23 protein-coding genes are annotated in these 25,371 nt (G+C 33.6%); 4 read left to right on the forward strand and 19 right to left on the reverse strand.

Features of this window, described 5'->3' with window-relative positions; genetic code table 11:
* Positions 1–14 precede the first annotated feature (14 nt).
* The 7 genes from SH09_RS14620 to SH09_RS14650 all read right to left on the reverse strand — a co-directional run bounded on the left by SH09_RS14620 (position 15) and on the right by SH09_RS14650 (position 8,246).
* Positions 15–1,475: an ABC transporter ATP-binding protein gene (locus SH09_RS14620; protein ID WP_042740322.1), complete on the reverse strand. Its 1,461-nt coding sequence runs from the start codon at positions 1,473–1,475 to the stop codon at positions 15–17.
* Between the two features lie 9 nt (positions 1,476–1,484).
* Positions 1,485–2,204 carry an energy-coupling factor transporter transmembrane component T gene (locus SH09_RS14625; RefSeq protein WP_042740323.1) on the reverse strand — a complete coding sequence of 240 codons (720 nt, stop codon included), beginning with the start codon at positions 2,202–2,204 and terminating at the stop codon, positions 1,485–1,487.
* A gap of 1 nt (position 2,205) precedes the next feature.
* Entirely contained in the window at positions 2,206–2,790 is a 585-nt protein-coding gene (locus tag SH09_RS14630; protein ID WP_042740324.1) for an MptD family putative ECF transporter S component, read from the reverse strand.
* Between the two features lie 154 nt (positions 2,791–2,944).
* A complete protein-coding gene (locus tag SH09_RS14635; RefSeq protein WP_042740325.1) occupies positions 2,945–4,672 on the reverse strand; it encodes a glycosyltransferase family 2 protein in 1,728 nt (575 codons plus the stop codon).
* A 51-nt stretch (positions 4,673–4,723) separates the two neighbouring features.
* The gene (tarL, locus tag SH09_RS14640) at positions 4,724–6,412 is read right to left on the reverse strand and encodes a teichoic acid ribitol-phosphate polymerase TarL (RefSeq protein WP_042740326.1); all 1,689 of its coding nucleotides are present in this window, start codon (positions 6,410–6,412) and stop codon (positions 4,724–4,726) included.
* Between the two features lie 96 nt (positions 6,413–6,508).
* Positions 6,509–7,537, reverse strand: a complete 1,029-nt coding sequence (locus SH09_RS14645; RefSeq protein ID WP_042740327.1) for an alcohol dehydrogenase catalytic domain-containing protein — start codon at positions 7,535–7,537, stop codon at positions 6,509–6,511.
* A complete protein-coding gene (locus tag SH09_RS14650) occupies positions 7,530–8,246 on the reverse strand; it encodes a D-ribitol-5-phosphate cytidylyltransferase (RefSeq protein ID WP_042740328.1) in 717 nt (238 codons plus the stop codon). Before SH09_RS14650 ends, SH09_RS14645 begins: the two co-directional genes overlap by 8 nt.
* Positions 8,247–8,732: 486 nt before the next feature.
* Between SH09_RS14650 and SH09_RS14655 the strand changes: the two genes are divergently transcribed.
* Positions 8,733–10,070, forward strand: coding sequence for an aspartate aminotransferase family protein (locus SH09_RS14655; protein ID WP_042740329.1), 1,338 nt, complete (start codon positions 8,733–8,735; stop codon positions 10,068–10,070).
* 143 nt (positions 10,071–10,213) lie between these two features.
* Here SH09_RS14655 and SH09_RS14660 read toward each other — a convergent pair whose 3' ends face one another.
* From SH09_RS14660 to pgsB, 5 genes are read right to left on the reverse strand one after another with little or no spacing between them, the layout of a single operon-like run.
* Positions 10,214–11,806, reverse strand: coding sequence for a gamma-glutamyltransferase (locus SH09_RS14660; RefSeq protein ID WP_042740330.1), 1,593 nt, complete (start codon positions 11,804–11,806; stop codon positions 10,214–10,216).
* Between the two features lie 2 nt (positions 11,807–11,808).
* Positions 11,809–11,967 (reverse strand): hypothetical protein, encoded by a 159-nt coding sequence (locus SH09_RS16915; RefSeq protein WP_162846347.1) that lies wholly within the window; start codon positions 11,965–11,967, stop codon positions 11,809–11,811.
* Positions 11,957–13,027, reverse strand: a complete 1,071-nt coding sequence (locus SH09_RS14665; RefSeq protein ID WP_042740331.1) for a CapA family protein — start codon at positions 13,025–13,027, stop codon at positions 11,957–11,959. Before SH09_RS14665 ends, SH09_RS16915 begins: the two co-directional genes overlap by 11 nt.
* A 14-nt stretch (positions 13,028–13,041) precedes the next feature.
* Complete coding sequence (gene pgsC, locus SH09_RS14670) at positions 13,042–13,494, reverse strand: poly-gamma-glutamate biosynthesis protein PgsC (protein ID WP_042740332.1); 453 nt, start codon at positions 13,492–13,494, stop codon at positions 13,042–13,044.
* A gap of 1 nt (position 13,495) precedes the next feature.
* Entirely contained in the window at positions 13,496–14,653 is a 1,158-nt protein-coding gene (pgsB, locus tag SH09_RS14675; protein ID WP_042740333.1) for a poly-gamma-glutamate synthase PgsB, read from the reverse strand.
* Between the two features lie 447 nt (positions 14,654–15,100).
* Between pgsB and SH09_RS14680 the strand changes: the two genes are divergently transcribed.
* Together SH09_RS14680 and SH09_RS14685 are read left to right on the forward strand one after the other, a co-directional pair.
* Positions 15,101–15,424, forward strand: coding sequence for a hypothetical protein (locus tag SH09_RS14680; protein WP_042740334.1), 324 nt, complete (start codon positions 15,101–15,103; stop codon positions 15,422–15,424).
* 154 nt (positions 15,425–15,578) lie between these two features.
* Complete coding sequence (locus tag SH09_RS14685) at positions 15,579–16,736, forward strand: ArgE/DapE family deacylase (RefSeq protein ID WP_042740335.1); 1,158 nt, start codon at positions 15,579–15,581, stop codon at positions 16,734–16,736.
* A gap of 91 nt (positions 16,737–16,827) precedes the next feature.
* Here the strand turns inward: SH09_RS14685 and SH09_RS14690 are convergent, their stop codons facing one another.
* On the reverse strand, positions 16,828–17,715 hold the full coding sequence (locus SH09_RS14690; protein WP_042740336.1) for a helix-turn-helix domain-containing protein: 888 nt from the start codon (positions 17,713–17,715) through the stop codon (positions 16,828–16,830).
* 105 nt (positions 17,716–17,820) lie between these two features.
* Between SH09_RS14690 and SH09_RS14695 the strand changes: the two genes are divergently transcribed.
* Positions 17,821–18,741, forward strand: coding sequence for a DMT family transporter (locus SH09_RS14695; protein ID WP_042740337.1), 921 nt, complete (start codon positions 17,821–17,823; stop codon positions 18,739–18,741).
* A gap of 160 nt (positions 18,742–18,901) precedes the next feature.
* Here the strand turns inward: SH09_RS14695 and SH09_RS14700 are convergent, their stop codons facing one another.
* The 6 genes from SH09_RS14700 to ptsG form a co-directional block, all read right to left on the reverse strand.
* Positions 18,902–19,879 (reverse strand): alpha/beta hydrolase, encoded by a 978-nt coding sequence (locus tag SH09_RS14700; protein WP_042740338.1) that lies wholly within the window; start codon positions 19,877–19,879, stop codon positions 18,902–18,904.
* Positions 19,880–19,987: 108 nt separating this feature from the next.
* Entirely contained in the window at positions 19,988–20,506 is a 519-nt protein-coding gene (locus SH09_RS14705) for a GNAT family N-acetyltransferase (protein WP_042740339.1), read from the reverse strand.
* A 201-nt stretch (positions 20,507–20,707) separates the two neighbouring features.
* Complete coding sequence (locus tag SH09_RS14710) at positions 20,708–21,034, reverse strand: thioredoxin family protein (protein ID WP_042740340.1); 327 nt, start codon at positions 21,032–21,034, stop codon at positions 20,708–20,710.
* A gap of 144 nt (positions 21,035–21,178) precedes the next feature.
* The gene (locus tag SH09_RS14715) at positions 21,179–22,153 is read right to left on the reverse strand and encodes a D-cysteine desulfhydrase family protein (RefSeq protein ID WP_042740341.1); all 975 of its coding nucleotides are present in this window, start codon (positions 22,151–22,153) and stop codon (positions 21,179–21,181) included.
* Positions 22,154–22,256: 103 nt separating this feature from the next.
* Positions 22,257–22,811 carry a GNAT family N-acetyltransferase gene (locus SH09_RS14720; RefSeq protein WP_042740342.1) on the reverse strand — a complete coding sequence of 185 codons (555 nt, stop codon included), beginning with the start codon at positions 22,809–22,811 and terminating at the stop codon, positions 22,257–22,259.
* A gap of 498 nt (positions 22,812–23,309) precedes the next feature.
* Entirely contained in the window at positions 23,310–25,355 is a 2,046-nt protein-coding gene (gene ptsG, locus SH09_RS14725; protein WP_042740343.1) for a glucose-specific PTS transporter subunit IIBC, read from the reverse strand.
* Positions 25,356–25,371 lie beyond the last annotated feature (16 nt).

Genomic DNA, 25,371 nt, shown 5'->3' on the forward strand with positions numbered 1-25,371 from the left:
CAATAGGCTCATGTTTATAATCCAATATAATGGGCTAACCTATCACGATTGAGCGGATTATTGTCGCAGTAATCTATGATTTGGCCATTTTCCATTGTAGCGATGTGGTCTGCACAATACGTAACAAATTCGAAGTCATGCGTAATAATTATTATCATGTGTCCAGATCGTGCTAATTCATTCAGTAATGTACTAAGCTTGCGCATATTTCTTCCATCTAATCCACTCGAAGGTTCATCAAAAATTAAAATCTTTCTATTAGATTCTAGTGCACTTGCAATCGCTAAGCGTTGCATTTCACCACCTGACAGAGATAATGGGTGTCGTTCAATATGTTCAGAAATGCCTAGTTCGCGCAAACGTTTGACTATTTGATCTTCAGCTATAGAATCATTACTTAATCGTAGTTCCGCTTCAATACTTTCGGTAAACAATTGATTGTTTACATCTTGGAATACTTGAAATACCATTTTTGCCAAGTCTTTGGCATTAAGTGATTGATCATCTATTGTTATTTGTGCATTCATCTTACGTTCTAGTCCTGTTAAACATCGTGCTAAAGTTGATTTACCTGCACCATTCTCTCCAATGATTGCTGTTATTGCTCCAAACTCTAATTTAACTGGATTTATGTTTAACACTAGACTTTGTTGTCCTTGGTATTTAAATTGCAATCGCTCAATATTAAGTGTGCGATATCCTTGATTTTTTACACATTTAAATTGTAATTGTTCTATCGTTGTACTTCGCAAACCATATTGCTGTATATCTTCTGTCGTCAGTTGTTTAAATGATTGATTGGTCAATTCATTTACTATACGACCTCGTTCCATAATGACAAAGGTATCGACAATATCAATCATATAATGTAATCGATGTTCTGCAATAATGATTGTTTTCCCTTCAGCTTTCCAAATCTCTAGCATGCGTGTTAATTTCTTTATTGCCTTAATATCCAGATTCGATGAGGGCTCATCTAAAATAATACATTGGTGCCCAGTAATATAAACACTTGCACAGGCGATCAATTGCTTTTCCCCACCTGACAACTTAAAAATAGAACGATCCAGTAATTGTTCTAATTCAAATTTCTCAACACTCTGTGTCAGGCTCTCTACAATCTGAGATGCTGGTAGTCCTATATTTTCTGATTCAAAAGCTAGCTCACGTGTTGTATTTAAACAAAAAAACTGTGTCCTAGGATTTTGAAATACGGTACCATACCAACGTGAAATATCATCCATTGATTGATCAAATAGAGATTGATCATCCACTTTAATCACACCAGATATATCACCTTGAAAAAAGGTTGGAATGATGCCATTTAACAAACGTATTAATGTAGATTTTCCACATCCGGAAGCCCCTGCTAAACAAATGACTTCACCTTTATTAATATTTAAATTTATATCCTTTAATTGTTTCATACCATCCGTCTGTTTATAGCTGAATGATACATCTTTAATTTCAATCATATTTATCCCTCATATTACATAATAAAGTATACCTAATAACATCATTACAATGATGACTATCCAATCGACTGCCCTAATGGTTAAAGTAATCATGTTTGTTCTAGCGTGTTGTAATGTTAAACCTCTAGTAATTGAAGCCATCGATAACTCGTTACCAATTTTTATCACACTGTTTAATAAAGGTACTACTCTAAATTCTAGATACTTTAACGGATGTAGCAGGGCGTACTTATAATCTATACCACGCATTTTCATTGCACGCTTTATCGCTTGTCCTTCCTCTTTAATCGTCGGTATAAACCTAAACATAACTGATAAAGGTATCGTCAATTTTCGTGGGCAATGCATTTGTTCTAAACTAGTGATAAATGTTGCTACTTCTGTCGTCTTCAAAATATAATAACCCATTAGTAGTGCTGGTAAAAATCTTGTAACGATACCAGCAGTTATAAATAATATAAGGGTATATATAGGAGCGTAATTAATATAAATCACCGATTCTACCATCCATGCAACCATGATAATACTTGCGCACAATATACTTTGTATAAATTTTTTAATTGTTAACAATAATACTATCGGTAATAACATCACCAAAAGTCGTATATAAATTGCAGGAACAGCTTCACTTCCTGTTAAACTTATAATTGAAACAATGAACATAAGACACATTTTAGTTCTTGGATCTAATAATAAACTTCCTTTGTTTATATCCATAGTTTTATTCATATTAAATAATACCTGCGCGTTTCATATGCTTCTTCAATATTTGTGTTGCTATCCAGAAGCCCGCCCATGAACCAATCAATGTTGCTATGACAATGATAGGAATCATCTGTATTGAGAATATGCTTGCAACAGTACTTTCATAGGCAATACCATATTTTTGCTGTATAAATTGCAAATAATCATTTCTCATAAAGTAAAACGGCAACAAATTCCCAATTGGCCATAATGAAAATACCATATAACCAAGATAATTTAGCTTTAAATTTTTATATTTACCCCATGCTAAAATACAGTCGGCAATTACAATTACTGGAATGCTGAGCACTAAAGCAATCCAAGGATGACCCATTACAGCAAGAATCAAACAAATCATACTGCCACAAATTGTTACTGCGCCGAACTTTTGCGTCTTCGTGATTAATAACAAAATAGGTATCCCACCAATCAAACCTATCATTGCAGGCAACAATAGCATAAATATCGGAATAATACCCAAGATACCTGGCGGTGCAATAAAGATAAAATACACGGCAGTAAATAATCCAATATTAATTAAATCTTTCACATCGATGTTAGACTTTTCCATTTATAAATCCCTTCAATCATTAATTTAAGTACATTTTTATAAATTATTTATAGTATTATTAAAACCATACTATAATTGAAAACCATTATCAATAACATTGTAATTAAAAAATGTGCGAACCAATTTAACATTGATTCACACATCATTTTTCAATTTAAAATTCTAAATTTAAATTCGGAAGTTCGATATTAAATTGACCTTTTAAATTTTTATTTTTCATTTTATCTGGTACTTCAACTTGATAGTTATATCGTTGCTGTGTCTTACTCACCGATAAATACCCTATTGTAAATGTCGCATCTGACTTAATTGTTGCAATACCTTCTTTCAAGATATAATTAAATTCTTGGCACTCCAACTGAATTTGATGTTTACCAACTAATTTCGGTTTGAGCATTTGTGTTAATTCATTTTCAATTATATAGAATGATAAATTATCGAAGTCTTTTGTGAAATATGGTGTAAATCTAAAATAGCGTTCACCATGTTTGACAATTGTACTAGTCTCTTTGTCATAACGATATTTAGCGCGCTTGTTTCCAATCCGTTTCGTTATTGTCATTTGATCGACACGCATCTCTAAGAATAAGTCCCAAGTTCTTTCTTTCAATAAAAATGGCACTAACTCATTATGCTTAATACTAAATTTAAATCGCGTCTTATCATTTACTGCTAAAGGGATATAGATCAGTTCCTTTTTATTTCTAGATACTAGCTTCAACTGAATCTTAGATGCTAATTGATTTGGATTAATCAATGTTTTCAGAAATTCAATTTCCAAATTAACTCCTGATTCATCAAAGGTAAAGTCAGTCATCTTGATATCGGGTTTGACTGCATTCTCAAAGTGGAAAAATGGTTCTCCTTCTCCAAACTGTAACGTTAGACTATTCTTATGTGCACTAATATCATAGATATCACCATTTTGATAGCCTTCTTCCACTTTTTGGTAATGATATAGATCCTTTTTTCGCGCATAATATAATAATGGCTTTAAATTATCACTAACAATTTGATCAACTCGCTCTGGTATTTCATGAATAAAGTCACCAATTGCGTCCATCCATTCAGCTTTCTTATCATCAGCAATTCTCAATGAAAATTGCGTCGTTCTTGAGAAACTAAAGTGTCGTTCGATAAATATACGTAATACGGCATCAGTGCTGTTGAGTGTCTTACTATGCACAATAGCACGTACGATTTGTTGCATTGCTTGATAATAATCTTTAGGCTCCACATAAGCAGCACTCATATGTTCACCTTCGCGTCTCGTTGCATAATAATATGATTTATCTGCTAACACACCTATCTTCTGAGCATTCACATAGGCTTGCATGGTAAATATTTGATCTTCAGCACTTCTAATATGCTCTGGAAAATAAATATCATGCGTTCTGAGTAATGCTGTGCGGTAAAATTTCGTTGGACTTAATGTATAAATGATTCTAGAATCTTCAATTGCAACATCAGCCTTTGTTTCAGTGAACATTGATTTTGGAACTCCGCGACCATTAACGCCTTCCATTTTCACTAAAACCACGTCCTGATTATTACGTTCAATAAACTGTTGCACATCTTTTAATGTATCTTGGTGTATATAATCATCAGAATCCACAAAGAAGACAAATTCCCCTTGTGCTATTTTCAAAGCTGTATTTCTTGGTTTGCCTGGACCTCCAGAGTTCTGTTCTAAACGTTTTATTATTAAATTCATCTTATTCTCATAAGTTTTAGCAATTTCTAGTGTTTTATCCGTCGAACAGTCATCGACTAATAACACCTCATATTGTTGTTTATCAATTGTTTGATTCTTCAAACTATCGAGTAATTCGGCTATATACCTTTCTGAATTATAACTAGGTATAATCACTGAAAATTTCATTATTTATTCCACCTTTATCAAGTCGTCTCTATGCATGTAACTGAGTATGAATCAACTACCAAACACATTTCTAACTAATCTTTCACTAGAACGTCCATCTTGGTATTTAAAGTGTTTATTAAGGAATGGCTCTACTTTTTCCGCTTCATAGTCGCCATGCTCTAGTGCAATCATAAGTTCAGTAAATGTCTCAACAATCTTTCCTGGTACAAAGGTTTCATAAGGTTCATAAAAATCACGCGACGTAATATAATCTTCTAAATCAAAAGCATAAAACAACATTGGTCGTTTAAATACTGCAAATTCATATACAAGTGATGAATAATCACTAATTAAGATATCCGTGACAAATAATATGTCATTTACTTCTCTAAATTCTGAAACATCTACAAAATATTCTTGATATTGCCTAGGTATTTCCAGTTTATTTTTAACGAAAGGATGCATTTTAAATAAAATTACAGCCTGATTTGTTTGGCAATATTGTGCCAAGCGTGCAAAGTCGATCTTAAAGAATGGATAATGCGCTGTATGATGACCATTTCCTCTAAAGGTTGGTGCAAAGAGCACAACTTTTTTACTTTGAATAATCGGTAATTCAGCTTCCATTTCAGCAACAATTTGTTGTTCATATTGCTCATCAAATAATGTATCCGTTCGAGGTACACCTGTTGGAATAATGTTCTGTTCCTTTATGCCAAATGCTTCTCCATAAAATGGAATATCCGTTTCTGAAGATACAAATGCCTTGGTATAGTTTCTGTGATTCACAGAGTTAAAGAAAGGACCGCCCTTTTTACCTGCTCTACTATAACCAACCGTCTTAAATGCACCCACTGCATGCCATACTTGTATGATTTCTTGGCTTTTTCTAAAATTAACCTTGTATAACAATGGATGGAAATCATCTACAAATATGTAATCAGCTTTACCTAATAAATAAGGAAATCTAAACTTATCTATAAAATTTCTTCGTGCTGAAATATTTGATTTAAATAATGCATGTATTTGATATTGAGCATCTAGATTTTGGCGTAACATTTCTTCGTATACATACAAGAAATTACCGGACATATCACTCCGAGAGTCTGATGTAAACAATACTGTATTGCCTTTTCTCAAATGGAAAAACTTCGTTATATTGAATATTGTTTTAAAGGTAAAATCCCTTATATTATATGAGTATTTATTATATTTTGCCTTTAGTTCATCTATTTTTCTTTTTAATGGATTTACCTTTGGTGCTGGACTTTTAAAGTTAATATCTAAGACAAATTCATTTACTTCACTAGATATCATAGGCTTGACGCTATATTCTGTTTGCTTTGAATTCCCGCCTTTTTTAAATACCCATTTATAATGATCTAGTAAAAAGTTATGTTTACTGTTTATTGTTTCTTGAGTTTCATATTGTTCTATCGCTTCTTCTGACAACTCATAATTAGTAGGGTCTAATAAGGTATCATTTACTTGCGCAATATAATCATAATCACCCTTGTAAACGACAAGATATTCTCCACTTGGTAAATAATTCCCATCATCTAAAATGGCAACATTAAATCGTGCAGTAAAATGATTATCCTCAATCGTTACCTGATTCGCTAACAATTGCTTAGTTTCTGTCAAATTTCTAAGGTAAATAGCTTTATCATTTAACGCAATACCTTCAACATGACCTTCAATATATAATTGTATTCGTTCCCAATATATATGATCGATTATAAACTTTGATTGAGTCAATTTAACAAATCCTCTCTAAGTACGTTGGTTTATATTTTCATCAACTAGCTTCACTTTAACGTTGTACAATTCTAATTTGTGTATTATCTACGTATGCTACATTGTCCACTTAATCACTGTCTTTCCCCATGATGTAGACAGATCTGCTTCAAATGCTTGTATTGCATCGTTGATGGTTTTGACTTCATATTCTTCACCTTTTAATAAAGATAGCTTTTCTACAATATCTGGATTATCTTTATATAATTGCGCTACATCCTTAAAATCTTGCGCACCACTTCGGCTACTACCAAACAAGGTGAGTCCTTTTTCTAATACCATACGCGTATTAATCTCAACGCCATATTCACTAACACCTAGTAAGCTAATACTGCCTTCAGGAGAAATCAAATCTATCATTTGGTTGATTGCAGCTTGGCTTCCTTTACCACCTACACATTCGAAAGCATGATCAAATGTTACACCTTCTGGAATATCATGAATATGGTAAACTGCATCTACGAAAGAAAAATGACTTAATTTAAAGTCTGTTTTACCAAAAGCATAAATTTTGGCATCAGGATAAAGTTTATGTAGCAACATTGCTGTAATGTATCCTAAATTACCATCTCCCCATATTCCAAAACTCTTTCTATTTGAAATAGATTTTTGTTTAAATCGTTGAATTGCATGCCAACTCACGCTTACTAATTCTGAATATGCAATTGTACTTAAATCCTTTATCGAATCATCCAATTCTACAAGTCGATCATGATCCATAAATACATAATCCTGCATAAATCCATCAAAACCACTCGACCTAAATTTACTACTCGCTAAATAATTCTCTGAAATCATATCGTCTACTTCAGTAGGCGTATTCGGAACCAATAGCACCTTCGTTCCTACTGCAAATTCACCTTGTTGATCGTAAACAACTTCTCCAACACCTTCATGTATTAATGACATTGGTAATTTTTTATGCAAGACGCTTTGATTACGACTTCCGGTATAATAGCGTTGATCAGCTGCACAAATGGATAAATACAACGGTCGAACTACGACTTGATCACTCTTAATATCTTCATTATTGTACGTGACTTCGATTTGCCTTGGTGCAACGAGTTGGTATACTTGATTAATCACTCGACATCCCACCCTTTATGATTGAGTTAGCTACTTTGAGATCATAAGGTGTCGTAATTTTAATGTTGTATAATTCGCCATTCACTAATTGAACGTGTTCATTGCTAACGACAAGTATTTTACAAGCGTCCGTTAACACTTGCTTATCTTCTGCAGATAATTTGTTATAGTTCGAGCGTAATAAATTGATATTAAACGATTGCGGTGTTTGTCCTTGATACATTTCATTTCTTACTGGTATAGATTGTATCGACTCTCCATCGGCTGAAGTAATAATGGTATCCGTTGCCGGAATAACCGTATCGACTGCACCATGTTGTATGACTTGATCAATATTCTCTTTAATAATTCTTCTTGTTAAAAACGGTCTTACAGCATCATGCGTAACAATTACATCCGTTTCATTAACTCCAGATTCCGCTTCTATCGCTGCAATAATATTCATAATTGTTTCATTGCGATCTGCGCCACCTTGAATAATGGTAATTCTGTCATCATCGATTTTATGTTTTTTTAATGTGTCTTTGGTATGTGAAATCCATTTTTGCGGTGTTGCAATGTATATCTTGTCAAATTCATTAGTTAGCAGAAATTTCTCTACTGTATGCACCAATATTGGTTTACCATCTAAATCTAAGAATTGTTTTGGCAATGGTACGTTTCCCATTCTAGAACCAATGCCCCCTGCTAAGATACCAGCATAAATCATATAAATTCCTCCCTAAGAATTACATTCTCTCTATCTACTGTGTGCTTAGTTACTTGAATTTTATTTTCATCAAATTTTCGTTAACGACTCCCAATTCATTTGTAAGAAACATAATTATATCTATCACTAATTCCTTTTTTGTAGTTATACCCCACGTGGAAGTGTTTTATCCCACTTTTTGACTCTAGATATATTTTTATAAAAATTAAAACTTTAATACATAAATGTTATTTTTCCCTTTTTGAGAAAATAACATCTAATTTTAGTTTTATTCAACTTTAAATTTTCAGAATATATTTACAAGTCAGATAATCATTAGTATATTTTTACATATAGCATAGATTACGAACTATAGTTTTACATTTTAAAGCTAACAAAAGCGCTATTGCATAACATGAAACGAGGTATTATGCGTATTTTAAAGACATGGACCTCGAATGATATAGTGCTAAACTCAAACACCATATCTTGGGAGGCGAATTAATTATGTCTAAATCTGAAAAAATCATCATGGAAGATAATCAATACTTTGCTAAACCTGGCAGAATACCGTATTATCCTCTAGCTATCTCACACGGCTATGGTGCAACTTTAGTCGATGTTGACGGCAATGAATATATAGACTTACTATCCAGTGCCAGTTCACAAAATGTCGGCCATGCACCTGAACCTGTAACGAATGCCATTAAGGCACAAGTTGACCGCTTTATACATTACACACCAGCCTACATGTACCATGAACCACTCGTGAAGTTAGCTAAAAAGTTATGTGCAATTTCACCTGGTGATTACGACAAACGCGTACTCTTCGGCTTGTCTGGGTCCGATGCTAATGATGGCGTAATCAAATTAGCAAAAGCTTACACCGGTCGACCTTACGTTATCAGTTTCGTTAATGCCTATCATGGATCAACTTATGGTTCATTATCCATGTCTGCAATTAGTTTAAATATGCGTAAAAAGTATGGTCCTATGTTACCCGGTTTCTATCACATCCCTTATCCTGATAAATATCGTGGCATGTATGGCAATACAGAAGCTAATTCTGTTGAATCTTATTTAGCGCCACTCAAAGAAATGTTTGAAAAATACGTTCCCGCTGAAGAAGTTGCTTGCATCATGATTGAAACATTCCAAGGTGATGGCGGTCTATTAGAGCCAGTTGATGGTTACTTTGAAGCCTTACAAGCTCTGTGTAAAGCGCATGGTATTCTGTTAGCAGTTGATGATATTCAACAAGGTCTTGGTCGAACTGGTGAATGGAGTTCTGTTTCACACTTTGATATCGAACCCGATATCATCACTTTCGGTAAATCACTTGCCGGTGGTCTCCCGATGTCTGCTATTGTTGGCCGAGCTGAAATCATGGATTATTTAGATGCACCAGCTCACTTATTTACGACTGGGGCAAACCCAGTTAGCTGTGAAGCTGCGCTAGCTACTTTGTCGATGATTGAGGACCAAAATTTACTGCAAGCAAGTAAAGATAAAGGCGACTACGTACGTAAACGTATGGATCAATGGGTTAACCAATATGCTGCTGTTGGTGATGTACGCGGCAAAGGTTTATCAATCGGCATCGATATTGTATCCGATAAATTGAATAAGACTCGAGATGCTACAGCTGCATTAAAGATTTGTAATCGTTGTTTCGATCATGGTGTTGTCATTATCGCTGTAGCTGGAAATGTCTTACGTTTCCAACCACCTTTAGTTATTACTTACGAACAACTTGATCAAGCGCTCAATGTATTGGAAGCTGCGATCCAAGATTTACAATCCGGCAAACTAGACAACTACAATATTGCTGGTCAAGGCTGGTAATCCTAATCTAATACCTCAACATGCTTTTACTGTTTAAAAAAAGAGTAGATACCCTTACCTGTAGTTAACAATAAGGATATCTATTCTTTTTTGATTGTTTAAACATTTATAGATAAATCATCATAAACGTTTGATATTATATTTTATCTATTACCAACATCGTGACCTATTTCGACAGTTTTATCATTTTTATTGAATAGCGCTGCCTGTACACTACCAAAGTTTGGATCATTGCGTTTTTCTTCAATTTGGAATCCTAAACTTTTGAATATGTCTATATCTTGTTTAGAGGTTGCATTTTCATAGAAAATTTTTCCGCCATCATTATAGAAACGAGGTTTATCAATTGATTCTTGCAATGTTCCATTGCCTCTTAAATAATCGACAAGTACTTCATTAATGGTAGTCGGTATTTTGTTACCTCCAGGTGTTCCTATGCCTAAGTAATAATCTGGTCCGACAACGATACTAGGTGCGGTAAATGATCTTGGTTCCTTATGTTTACCTGCATAGTTTGGACTTGCAGGATTCGTAGAGAAGTTTGAAAGTGAGTTATTCATATAGAATCCTTCTTTCATATACTTACCAGTACCAAAGAAACTAGACAATGTATTGGTTGTACTCACTAACTTACCTTTCTTATCTATAACAACAAAGTGCGTAGTACTCGTATTATCCATATTCGTCGTATTGAAGTTACTATTGAAATTAACTTCGTTTAATTTTCCTAATAAATAATCTTGAGATAAATATTGATCGTAATCTTCATCCTGACCATTAACGATGTCTCTATTTCTGTACATTAATGCTCTTGATTTCAATATACCTGTAATGTAATCCAAACGGTTGTCTGGTGCCCCTTTATTATCGGTTGCCTCATCAATCTTCATACCTTGTAGCATGAGTGTACCGCCTAGTGGATTTGATGCAGAATAAATTTTAGTATTTAAATAATCTGTACTTACAGGTTCTTTTTTCGTTGTTTTATAGGCTTTGAAGTCCTTTTCAGTCAATTTATCATCGACTTGTTTAGAAATACTTTTACCGACTTTATCGTAAAAATAATCCGGACCATTATCTCTAATACCGCGTAATGTTTTCGCTAATTCTGGTTGCTTAATCACATCTCCTTCTCGTTTCGTTTGTTTACCATCAAAGAAAGGAGAATCTCTATCCACGTCAGACCCATACAATTTTAAGCTTCGCTCTAATTCTGAATCTACTTCGAAACCATCTTCGGCTAGTGGTATAACATAGTTAAGTATTTTCTTTTCGTCCATTTTACCGGCATCTTTATGTGCATCATGGAGACCACGAACAAAACCTGGTGTACCGATTTGATCTTTATTTTTATAATTAAATGATGAGATATCTTTATATTGCCATTGTTTTGGTGCAACATTTGCTTGTCCATCATAAGCTAACATTGCACCCCCTCCGCCTAAACCTGATGAATGTGGTTCAGTAACAGCTAAGGCATAAGAGACACCTACAGATGCATCGATTGCATTGCCTCCATCTCTAATTATTTTCTCACCTACGCGTGTCGCGATAGGGTTATTTGATGCTACACCGTAATTTTTGTCTGATGTGTCTTGTTTATGATCAGCAATTTTATTCTCATACAAATCGTCTTTATCATAGTTGTCTTTTTTCGTAACTAAGAAAAATAACACAGAAATAATGATAGTAAGGATAAGTATTACGATGAGCACACGTTTATTATAAATGCTCATACTCAGGCTCCTTTAGACAGATATTGATGATGCGTTGATTTAAGTTCATTCAATTCATATTGATCAAGACCTTCATTTGCTCTAGCAAAAACGATCAATAAGAAAATGATTAACACAACTACAATCACTGTAATGCTCACCCAATTTTCTTTAATGTTCATATACGTAACCTCCATTCTCTTTTTTAAGTTTTACGCTATCACTTTGCAAATTATTTAACAGTTTTATTTCTTCTATTTTGTTTGGTCTTGATTCAGTAATCTTGCCACCTTGTGACTTAATCGGTGTTACCATAAATTGTGACTTCTTACCGTCCCAGTTTTGTTGAACGGTTAATCCTTGTTTATTTTTAGATAAAAATCCTTCAGAAGTAACATTACCTAAACTATAAAAAATATTCGTGTTTTTATATTGTTCAATTTCTTGAACAACTGTGTTGTGACCAACGATTACATCAGCACCAGCATCAGATAAAGCATGTGCATATTGTTTTTGACGTGTTGTGACACTCCTTTCATCAGGAATGCCCCAATCCACATTAACTACTACGTAATCATTGTTTTCTTTTAGTTTTTTAATTAATGGAATAAAGATATTTGGCTCTAAACTAATGGATGTCGTATTTTTCAAAGGATCTGTATAGTCAGATTCAACATCTGAAAATGATACTGTTGCAATTTTTTTCCCTTTTACAGTTTGTTGAACAGTCTTACTATTAATAGGATTCGAACCATTGCCAGTTAAATAGTTATAACCTGCTTTAGCTTCAACTGCTTTACTAAAATCTCTGGCAGTAATATTATCGGTCACCTGATTGATAATATTTAAACTTTTAATATTTAATCCCTTTAAGAACATGACATTATTTAAATTACCTTTAATATTTCCATTCTTATCATTTGCGAATTTAGAAAATTTCAAGCTTGCTGTGGAGTAATCACTCCCTTTCAAGATTGGTTTCACCGCACTAAAAGCGTCATTTATGTCGTTCTTACGAATGTGTTTATTTAATTCAACATTACCCAAGTAAGTCATCCTGATGTCATTCTTAGCTTTGGTCATCGCCTTAACTGGATATGTTTTTTGTGATGTCATGGTGAATACTAACAGTACTACTGCAGCTATTAAGATAATACTGGTGTATATAGTGTTGCGCTTTTTATGCCGCTTGGTCCACTTTAATACACGTTCATCTATAGAAAGTCGTTTTGAATTCTTCATATACATGCTCCTTACTAATTAATAAAGCTATAAAAGAATAAGATGACGTAAGTAATACATGTTAATAGCATACATGTAGATAAAGTAATAATGACACCTTGTTTTTGAATCGTATTTGCAATAATACCAGGTATAACAACCCCAATACCTGACATTTCCACCATTTCAAATGGGGTCAGTGGATAGATTAAATCGAATATAAATTTTAGTACCATACCAGTAAGTATCATTGCCGCAAATTTCCTACGTCCATATAATATGACAAAGCGACTCACACCATGATTTACAATAAAATATGTAATGCAACTGATGATAAGTACGGATAATAACATAACTGGTTGATCAAATATTAAAGCTAAGTATCCTGGGACAACAAGACCCGCTGGACTAATACCAAATTTTTCGGCAAAGATTAAACTCAATACGATGCCCACAAATAATGAAAAATATAACTCTGAACCTATCATATTATTTGATCCCTTCTATATATTGCGCTATTTGTTTACCTGGTCCATGAATATTACCAACACAGAAGATTAAGGCATTTGTCGATTCAGCATATAATGCTTCTTCAACTGCCTTTATACTTTTGCCTTCAAAGTTCAAGTATTTCTTATCTGGTTGATTTTTCATTGCCTCAGTGACCATTTGTGTACTTTTCCCAGTACAAATTAACGTATCGAACTCAACATGAGGTATAAAGTCTTCAACAAATTGTCTTGTTCTATCCACTCTATCTGCCCGACAATTCAATACGATAACAATGCTTGAGTACGGATAATTGTAATCTTCGACTTTGTTTAATATTGCTATCGTAGATTTTGGCTCATTTGCAGCGAATGCATTGACATAGACGTTTGTCGAATTGTTTGCATTAAAGTATTTTACTTCTACAGCGCCAACATCAGGAGGCGCATTCAACATACCTCTCAATGCTGTTTCTCTATCTATACCTAAGGCTTCTGCTACGCCCATTGCAATCGCAACGTTATCTGGAAAGACTATGTATCCAAATTGTCTTAAATAAGATTCTGGAACCTCATCTTTATCAACAACAATAAGTTTGGTCTTACGTCGTTTTGCCACCTTTGCAAAGAACTCAGTATAATCATCTTTCATTACTATAAGATGCCCTTTATATGGAATTGTTGCGGTAAACGCTTCTGCTACTTCTTTCAATGTTGGGCCAAGTACATCCATGTGATCCTCCATAACATTAACAATCACACCAATATTGGCCTTAACCAATTCCTTTTGGAAAGTGATTTGATAATCAGGATTTACTGCCATACATTCATTAACTAGAGCATTCGCTTTGTGTTTGACCACTTTACGAATGATATCCCTTTGTTCACCAATGTTTGCACCTTGAGGCTTTCTATAGACTGGATATTCTCTTGGTGTAAACCAATACAACATACGTGCGTCAGTGCCAGTTGTTTTACCAATTACTCTGTAATTGTCCTCACGCAGTGTGCTGTATATCAATCTTGTAATGGTTGATTTACCTCTTATACCATTAATGTTTATACGTATAGGTATTCTTTCTAATCGGCGTGAGTGTCGTTTCTTTTCGACTATACCCAACCAAAGAATTAAGCCTACACAAATTATGATTAGTAGCAACTTGGGTCCCTCTTTTCGTCAGCACATTTAATTTTTATTTGAATACTTAATTATTCCTTTAAGAATCTCAGGATACTTGAATTATGGTTATTAAAAAGAGTGAACTAATATGAGGTTAGTTACTCCCTATCATTCAATACAGATATGCTATCACGGCGTTATTGATTTAGTTTTAACTGTTTAAAGGACGCGTTAATTAAATGTAAATCAACCTTTACAATGCAAGTAATATTACACTGTTGTGCCGTTTGAAATACTGTTATGACAACGTTTTATAAACAAAATATAATTTTATAAAAACCACAAAGAAATTTTAATAAATTTTTATTCTTACAGTAATTAGCTTTTGTAAAAAATATAAACTTTACTGCATCTTTACATGATATTAAAGATTAAGTGTTACATTATATGTGAAGTAGTTAATAACTATATTTAGGAGGCAGTTCATTGAGTAGATCTGTTAAGTTTGCCGTTTCAATTTATCTTACAGTCGTAGCAGTATTATGTTGTAGTTATTTAATCATGATTTTAATTGGTACTTTTCAAGGAAATGATATGCGCGGCGCTGTCTTAGATGCTGATAATAATAAAAATGTCGAAAATATAAATAAAAATAATAATTCAAATAGTTCAAAGGAAGCAACAACTTCTGAAACATCTCGTATTCCAAAAGATACTCAATCATTCAATACACAAAATAAAGCCATTCAATATGAAAAATTAACTCATACATGGTCAGTAGATAGCACTAAATCTACCAGTCATGTATGAGTTATTTTTATGAATAAATCGCGCAATTTTATTTAATTTTTAACCTTAACCTTGAGGCTACACTTTACACATAGGTGAATTTCCCAAATTCTAATATCAACTAAGTTATAATTAAGTTGAATTATTATTCTGTGTTTAAAGTGAGGTTTTATTAATGGGTAAATTAACTGATACAGAAATTGTAAACATATTAAGTGATTTAGTTCGTATTAAATCTGTAAATGACAATGAAATTGAAGTATGTCATTATCTGCAAGATTTACTAGCGGCACATAACATTCCTGCTCAAATTATTAAATTATCTGAAACGCGTGCGAATCTAGTTGCAGAAATTGGAGAGCATGGTCCAGTATTAGCTATATCTGGTCATATGGATGTCGTGTCTGAAGGAGATATTTCAAAGTGGCATTATGATCCTTTTGTTATGACAGAAGTCGATGGCAAGTTATATGGTCGTGGGACAGCTGATATGAAATCAGGATTAGCTGCTCTTGTTATTAGTATGATTCAAATTCAAGCTGCTGGCACTTTAAACTATGGTAAAATTCGTCTGCTTGCTACTGCAGGAGAGGAAATCGTCGGTGAAGGTGCAAAGGCTTTTCATCAACAAGGTTATATGGATGATGTTAGTGCCTTAATCATTGCCGAACCTTCAGAAGACAGAATTATTTACGCACATAAAGGCTCGATGGATATACGTGTAACCTCTAAAGGTAAAGCCGCACACAGTTCTATGCCACATTTAGGCTTTAATGCAATTAAGCCTTTAATAAAATTTGTCTATACTGTAGACGAGGGCTTTAAGGACTTCACTCAAACGAACAGTTTACTAGGTCCACCAATACTTAATGCGACAATCTTCAAAGGCGGAAATCAGGTCAATTCATTACCTGAACATGCCGAAACAGAATTTAATATTCGTACAATTCCTGAGCATGATAATAATCAATTCATTTCTTATTTCAAACGCATCCTTCAACAAGTTGAATCAACAGAGTCACAACTCGTCATGGATACTTATATGTCAAGACCACCAGTCTTTACAACAGGTGACAATTCACTGGTACAGATTGCACAAACTTTCGCCATGAAATACTTAAATACAAAGCTAGAAGCACAAGCTTCTCCAGGCGTAACAGATGCTGCTGATTTATTAGTCGATAAGGATGAACAATTCCCATTTATAATGTTTGGTCCCGGTAATGTTAGCCAAGCACATCAAGTTGACGAACATGTAGATAAAGCAATATATTTATCATTTGTTAAATTATTTAGCGAAATGTTCCCCACATATTTACAAAATTTAAAATAAATCAAACACCCACTACTTCAGGTTAATATTGTTCACACAATACGAACAATGTTCCTTAATCTATAGGTAGTGGGTGTTATGGTATTTGCACTTATATATTTAACTGACGCATGCGTCTTTGATATTGTTTCGGTGTTTCACCGTATTTCACTTTAAATAATTTGATGTAATAACTTGTTGTAGAGAAACCACATCCTAATGCTATTTCAGTAATAGTATATTCACTGTTACTACAGAGCATGTCTATACTTTGTTCCAATCGAAAATTGAGTAAATATTGAAAAGGTGTTTGTTGCATATATTGTTTAAATAGTTTAATCGTTTCAGATTCACTCATGTGGATGACTTGACTCAGCTCTGCAAGTGTTAGCTTTGTATAAGCATGATTTTGAATATATTCAATCAGTTGTTTAACACGCGAATCAAAATGATATGCGTTAGTTGTCACTTGGTTATCCATTATTCTATTAATAAATTTTAATATTTGAAAGTAATTAATAGTTACATCTAACATGTAATCTGTCGTTTTACTTAGATATAGATTAGCGGCTTCGACAATTAATTTTAATATTTGATTGTGAATAGCTATATCTGATGTTAACTTTAAATATGGTAATTTCGTCGCGTTGGTAACGATTTGACTCACGTAACTATATTCAATGTAGTTAGATGGATCGGTAAGTTCTATATTCCAACAATAAAATTTTGTGTCGTGATCCTGTTCTGTAATTTCATGTACCGTATTAGAATTGATAAAGAGTCCTTCTCCTTGCTTAAGTGGAACATTAAGTTCTGACATTGCAACGTCTAACGCACCTTCAATTACATAAATGAATTGTAATGCCTTATGCCAATGTAATGGTATATATCCAAAACGTGTTTGGTTTAACACAGTATACAATACGACATGTTTCCATTGTTGATTCGGATATTGAACCAATTCTTCTCTTGTATCTGTAACAATAATTTCACTATACAATATGCCACCACCTCTATATATTGTTATTTTTTAATGATATTTACGTATTATATCACTGAATTTTAGCTTATAGTTTAAATATAATTATATTTTATAGGTGATATTATGCAACACAACACAGAAAAGAGAATTTTAGGTATTTTTCTAGCTATTGCTGGCGCTTCCTTTTGGGGATTAGGGGGAACTGTATCAGATTTTTTATTTCAACATCGCAACATTGAAATAAACTGGTACGTTACAGCACGATTATTAATTAGTGGCATCTTACTGCTGATTATATATAAGCTACTTAATCCTCGTAAATCCATTTTCATCATATTTACATCAAAACGTAGTTTTATACAACTGATTATTTTTTCTATATTCGGTATGTTATTAGTGCAATATTCATATATGGCATCTATTAACTACGGTAATGCAGCAGTGGCTACATTATTACAATATATCGCACCATTATATATTATTATATGGTATGTACTACGAGGACAAGAACGATTTAAAATGTTTGACTGTATAGCTATTTTACTGACATTGTCAGGTACATTTTTATTACTAACGAATGGTTCCATAAGCAATTTAACTGTGCCGATGCCTAGTGTTTACTGGGGGATTATTTCAGGATTGTCCCTCACCTTTTATACATTATATGCTACGAGGTTATTGTTACGTTATCCTTCTATTTTAGTCGTTGGTTGGGCAATGTTAATTTCAGGTATTTTACTTAATTTCAAAGCACCAATTTGGCACATTGATGTTAATCATATCACATACTCAACCGGTATATACCTTGCTTTCGGGATTATATTTGGCACGGCAGTAGCATTTTTATTTTTTATCCAAAGCTTAAATTATCTAAGTGCAAAGGAAACTACATTATTTGGGACAATAGAACCAGTAATGGCCATTGTTTCTAGTGCACTTTGGCTACATGTTCAATTTTTACCATTACAAATTCTAGGCATTCTATTAATTATTATTTTAATTTTAACATTATCGTTAAAGAAACAACCTAGCGATACTGAATGATTAAACAATCAATATACAGCAAACTTGATATTATAAAAGAAGCGTGTCGCAAGAACTTAAAGGTTCAAGCGCACGCTTTGTTAATTATGTTCACTACTCAATATCTTTAATAACCTATACCTAAGCGTCAGCTTAGGTACGAATTGCATCGTTTATTCAATTATCGCTTCAATATTCGCTTTAATTTATTAATTGTTTGTCGGCGTTCAGGTATATTAAAAATAGGATAAATATGAAATTGATTATATCCAACAATAAATTCATGTTCGATGTTATTGTGATTTAACTTTGTCGATAGCCTCAACGCATCTGGATAAAGTAACTCTTTTGTACCAATTACTAATGTAATGTGACCTAATCCAGTCATATCTCCATTTATTGGTGACAATATACTATGTTCTAGTGGAAGCGTTGCTGCCCATTGTTTCAAGAAATAATTTAACCCTTGTATACCTAATAACGGATCAACAGTTTCATATTCAATCGTTGCTGAATGATTGAATGTTGCATCAAGAACAGGAGATATTAATACTATATTATCCGGTTGTCTCATGTCTTTATGCTTCAGTAACTGTGCAAAGGCTAAAGCAATTTGTCCACCAGCAGAATCGCCCATTAGAATAATGCGAGAACAGTCTTGAGCTTGATATGTGTCTAGTATACGCTCATAAATAGCAGTGATAAGTTTAAACGTCGCACGATAATCCGCATGAGGTACTTTCTGGTATATTGGCATTATAATGGTAGCTGATAATTCACTGGCTAATTGATCAACAAATTCAAAATGGCCTTGCAGTGGATCTTTAAACCAAGCACCACCGTGAATATATAATACAATATCTTGCGCATCATCCGGTTGCTGATTAATTATGTAAGTTGTAGTATCATTCTGGTCACATCTTTCTACTGTATTCTCAAATTGATGTTTCGGTTGCTGATGCAATCCTTTCGTTTCATATTGAGTGACAGATTGTGCACGCTGCGCCCCTTCAACTGTCGAAAATGTCAATTTACTTCTTGTCATTTTGAATACCTGTTCAATGAGAAAGCTTTTGTAACTTCTCTTCTCCTTAATCTTAGCATAAGCAAAGGTAGCACCAATGGTTATCAATGGTACAAGCATTATTTTTTTCAGCATATTATCGCCTCCTTTTCCAATCATAATGAATTAATATTTATTTGAAAAAGGTTTTGTTTTATAAAATTATGTATTAAGCATAACGTACAAAGTGCTTCAATGTAGAAATTACCAAACTATGCCATTATCTCCATCTATACCTTCATTTAATAACTTTGCCATATACAATTCATCAAAGTAATGTTCGTCCATAAATATAGATTGACGTTTGATACCTTCTATCTTAAATCCTAACTTTTCATAAAAGTTCACTGCGGGGGTATTCGTCGTTATCACAGTTAATTCTAATCTTCTCAAACCCTTACGTTCAGCCCATTTCAATGTTTCCTCAAACATCTGTGTGGCATATCCACGTTTACGATAATCATTCATCATTCCAATAACAATATAACCAATGTGCTTTATTTTAGAAACTGTACTAATATGAACCATTAAATATCCTACAATATCATTGTTATCTGTTTTCACACCGATAAAAAAGTTTAATTTAAGCTCTTCTGCTAACTTTTCTTGATTAAAATTTCTTTCATCGGGCAAATACAGCATAAATTGTGACTCTTTATCAATTTGTTTCATACAACGATATAGCGCTTCAGCTTCGTCGGGACATATTCGCTCAATTCTCATACAATTAACCTCCCCCTATTGATTATCACTATAATACAATATTTCATTTAATAAAGATACAACTTATTTAATGAAACCATCTTTTATTTTGCACAACATTTATAGCTAGCACTTTACATAAAGAAAGCTTCTCCAACGAACCATGCCAACTGAGTGATTGTTCGTCAAAGAAGCATCCATACTTCCTTCTATATTCATTTTTCACGCTATACTTTGATACATTAAGTTTAATTGCTTTTCAAATAATTGCATATCAATAAATCTTCCCTGCCTATGCATTTCTTTGCCTTCTAAATATATTAAATCAACAGGTACAGTGAAGATATTTAATTCACCTGCAATGGCTTCTAATTCACTCTGATTAATTACGCCTAGAACTACGCCTGGATACTCTTCGACTAAACCTCTGATCTGTGGTAATACAGCATGACACACACTACAATTATCTCTCATAACATGTATGACAGCTAGTTTATGCGTATGAACAAAATCCTGATATGCTGCAATTGTTGACAATAATTGCTCCACTTATGACCACCTTCCTTACCACATAAAGTGTATCTCATTATGAAACATTGTCCTATAAAATAGCAATCAATTTGCTTTTTTATAGTCTTTTCAATTTAGCTTTATATTCTATCTAAAATTCAAATATATTTTACATTGGTCAACTTAATCTTGGTTACTAATCATGTGTTGAATGCGTTGTCTTGTCTCTTCTGTATAGCCCTGTAGACCACCAGTATGAATAAATAATATGTGCTCTTGATTATTATAGTTTCCTTGCTTTATCTCGGAGATTAAACCACGAAAGGCTTTACCAGTATAAGTAGGATCAAAAATAATCCCCTCTTGTTGCGCAATTTCAACATAGAATGCTAATTCTTCATCCGTAGCTTGACCATATCCTAAACCAATATAATGATCATTAATATTTATTGAATCGAATGATGTTACTGATTTATCTATATCATGTATGATTTCTTTCACTTTATCGGTAAAGGCAGGCGCACTTTGATCGACTGCATAACCAATCACTTTTGTCTGCTCATTATGTACGTTGTTCCCATACCACAAGCCTGCATATGTACCACCTGAACCTACTGCTACATTGATAGAGTCAAAATGAATATTCATCGTTTGTTGTTGTTTAAGTATTTCCTCATATGCATTGATATATCCATGAGTACCAATCCAATCCGAGGCACCTACGGGTATAATCAACGGATGTTTACCCTCAGACTTTAATTGATGATACAGTTCATCCATTGTATCTTCTCTCGAAGTGTCAGCACTGATTTGATGAATTTTTGCACCGAGCATCGTACCTAAAAATAAATTACCTTCGAAAATAGCTGCATCTCCTCGTAATACCAAATGACACTCTAGATTGTATTTAGCACATAATGCTGCTGTTGCGCGGGCATGATTTGAAGTAATAGCTCCCGTTGTAATAACTGTGTCATATCCATTATCAAACACATATTGAATCGTATATTCTAGCTTTCTCACTTTATTTCCAGATATTTCTGCTCCCGTATAGTCATCACGTTTTACATAAATTTGCTTTCCTAATGTACTACTTAATTGATCTAATTTTTGAATAGGTGTATTTAAATTCGCTATATTTAACTTTCTTTGTAACATTGGTCATTCCCCCTTCGATTATCTTTGTTCCATTAAATCATTACTACAACGCGTTAAAATTTCAGAACACGTAACATGTAAAATAATTCTGTATGAGCAATGATTATTGCTTGTTATAATCGCGCTTTAATAGTGAATAACGATTCATATCTCTGTATGCCTCACCATCAAACATATCTTCTAAGTCTGTTCCAACATAAGAGAAACCAACCTTTTCTGCTACTTTATTACTAGCAATATTGCGTACATCTGCCTTGATAGTTAATTTATTCAAGCCAAATACTTCAAAGGCAAGATAGCACAAATGTTGAACACATTGCGTCGTTATTTGACGACCTGCATAACTTTCCGCAATCCAATAACCAATTTCCGCCTTTTTATGTTGCATTTGAATCTTATGCAAATCAATTGTACCAATCAATTCATCTTCAAAATAGATAAGATACAAGCGACCTTTATTTTGTGCTTGATGATTTAGCATCATTGTTAAATATTGTTGCTCATCTTCAAGCGTCATATCCTCTTGAATAAAATCTAGAAAGGTTACTAAATGTTGAAAGTTTGATTTTATTGTATTGTACAACGCTTCTGCCATATATAATTCTGGCTGTACAAGTTTAATTTGAGGTGTAACATTTATCGCTAGTTGATACTCCATATAATCACCCTTTTTTTCTATTTATTTCATAGTAGATATAAATTCAGAATTTTTCAACATTTAATTTGGACGAAGTATGGATTGTTGAAATTAGCTATTTAAAGTTATCATTTTCAGAGATAAACATTTCCGTTTCCACCAGTAGCGTTAATTGAGACATATTATAAATTTTTATACATCAGACGCCCCGTGCCTCGTTAATTTTGTTTAGTGGTGTTTATTAAATGATACGATCGGGTCTTATTTTTTAGTAATAAGATAAAAGCACTGTGTATGGTTTGCGAGACATCTATGTGAGTAAGGTGAGTGTCGACATGAGACTCGAATCAACTTCCTAGACGAGCAAGCAATAATAATACGAAGTATTGATATAAATTAACAAGCCCCTCAAAGATTTTTGATCTTTGAGGGGCTTTTTGCTGGTTAAATATGTCCCAGACTCTATATTATATCTTTGATACTGTCTTACTATAATCTAACAGTAAGTAAATGTATTGATTATCTCACAGTAATCAACAAGTCACCACTTGTTACATGTTCCACATCTTGAACTTTAAAGTTACGCTCTTCTAAGTTTGTTAATATTAACGGTGTCACAATACTTGGTGCGTGTTCTTTAATATAATCAAGGTCCACTTTCATAATTGGCTGACCTTTTTTAATATGTTCATCTGTTGCTACTAAGCTTTCAAATCCTTTACCTTCTAGCTTAACTGTATCTATTCCAATATGAATTAATAGTTCTAATCCATCTTCTGAAATTAACCCTATCGCATGTTTTGTTGGGAATATTGTCTTAACAGTACCATTAAATGGTGCAACAATCGTGCCATCCTCTGGAATAAAGCCTAAACCTTCGCCCATCATTTTTTGTGCAAATACCTGATCCGGCACTTCACTTAAAGGTACGATTTTACCAGTACCAGGGGCAAATACTTCTATCAATGTCTGTTTATCGGCTGTATCTTGATTATCTGCTGCTGGTACTTGTACTACATCATCATCTGTAACCGTTGTTTCACTTGGTTTCGTGATTTCACCACTCATAATCATTGCCATGTCATGCTTGATTTGATCTGATTTAGGACCGAAAATAGCTTGCATATTATTTCCAACCTCAAGTACTCCAGATGCACCTAGTTGCTTTAATGCTTCAACGTTTACAGCTGACTTATCATTCACTTCAACTCTTAAACGTGTGATACAAGCATCTAAATGTTTAATATTAGATTTTCCACCCATAGCATCTAAGACTTTAAACGGCAGATCATTTTTCGCTACACTGTTACTTTGCATATCTTTATCTTCTCGGCCTGGTGTTTTATAGTTGAATTTCTTAATAATAAATCTAAAGATAAAGTAGTATAATACGCCATACACAAGACCAACAGGTATAACAAGCCACCATGCTGTTTTATTTGGCATAATATTTAATAATAAAAAGTCTATAAAGCCACCTGAGAATGTATAACCTAGATATACATGAAGTACATACATAATTAAGAAACTCAAACCATCGAGCACTGCATGAATAAAGAATAATAATGGTGCTACAAATAAGAATGAGAATTCTAATGGTTCTGTAATACCTGTTAAGAATGACGTTAAAGCACCTGAAAGCATTAAACCTCCGACTACTTTACGATTTTCCTTTTTAGCAGAATGATAAATTGCTAAGGCAGCTGCTGGTAAACCAAACATCATAACAGGGAATTCCCCACCCATAAATTTACCTGCAGTCAATGGTACATTGTCTCTAATTTGCTCTATAAATATACGCTGATCACCATGAATGATTTGACCTGCTGCATTTTTATAACTACCAAATTCAAACCAGAATGGTGCATGGAAAATATGATGCAAGCCAAATGGAATGAGTAAACGTTTGATAAACCCAAATAAGAATACGGCTAAACCTGTATTTGAATCAAGTAATCCTTCACTAAAGGCATTTAAGCCAGTTTGAATAAACGGCCAAATTACTCCCATTGGAAATGCTAAGATAAACGAACATGTTGCCATCATAATTGGTACAAAACGTTTACCAGCAAAGAATCCTAAATAACTCGGTAGCGATATATTATAGAATTTGTTGTAACACCATGCAGCTAGTGCCCCGACGATAATACCGCCAAACACCCCTGTTTGTAATGTCGGTATACCCAACACACTAGCATAACCACTTGCAGTGTCATTAACATTTTCAGGTGTAATATGCAAAAATGCACCCATTGTCTTATTCATAACAATAAATCCAACAAAGGCAGCAATAGCTGCTACACCATCACCACTCGCTAAACCAATGGCTACACCGAGCGCAAAGATAATCGGTAAATTATCAAAGATTATCCCACCGGCACCTTCCATCATTTGAGCTACATTTTGAAAACCTTCCGCTTTAATAAATGGTAAATAAGACTGTAAAAACTCTCCTTGAAAAGCTGTTCCAAGTGCTAGTAATAGACCAGCAGCTGGAAGAATTGCAACAGGTAACATCAATGCCTTCCCAATTCGTTGCAATTGTCCAAAAAGCTTCTTAAACATGAATAACATCCCTTCT

Source organism: Staphylococcus gallinarum (genome assembly GCF_000875895.1).
GTDB classification, from domain to species: domain Bacteria; phylum Bacillota; class Bacilli; order Staphylococcales; family Staphylococcaceae; genus Staphylococcus; species Staphylococcus gallinarum.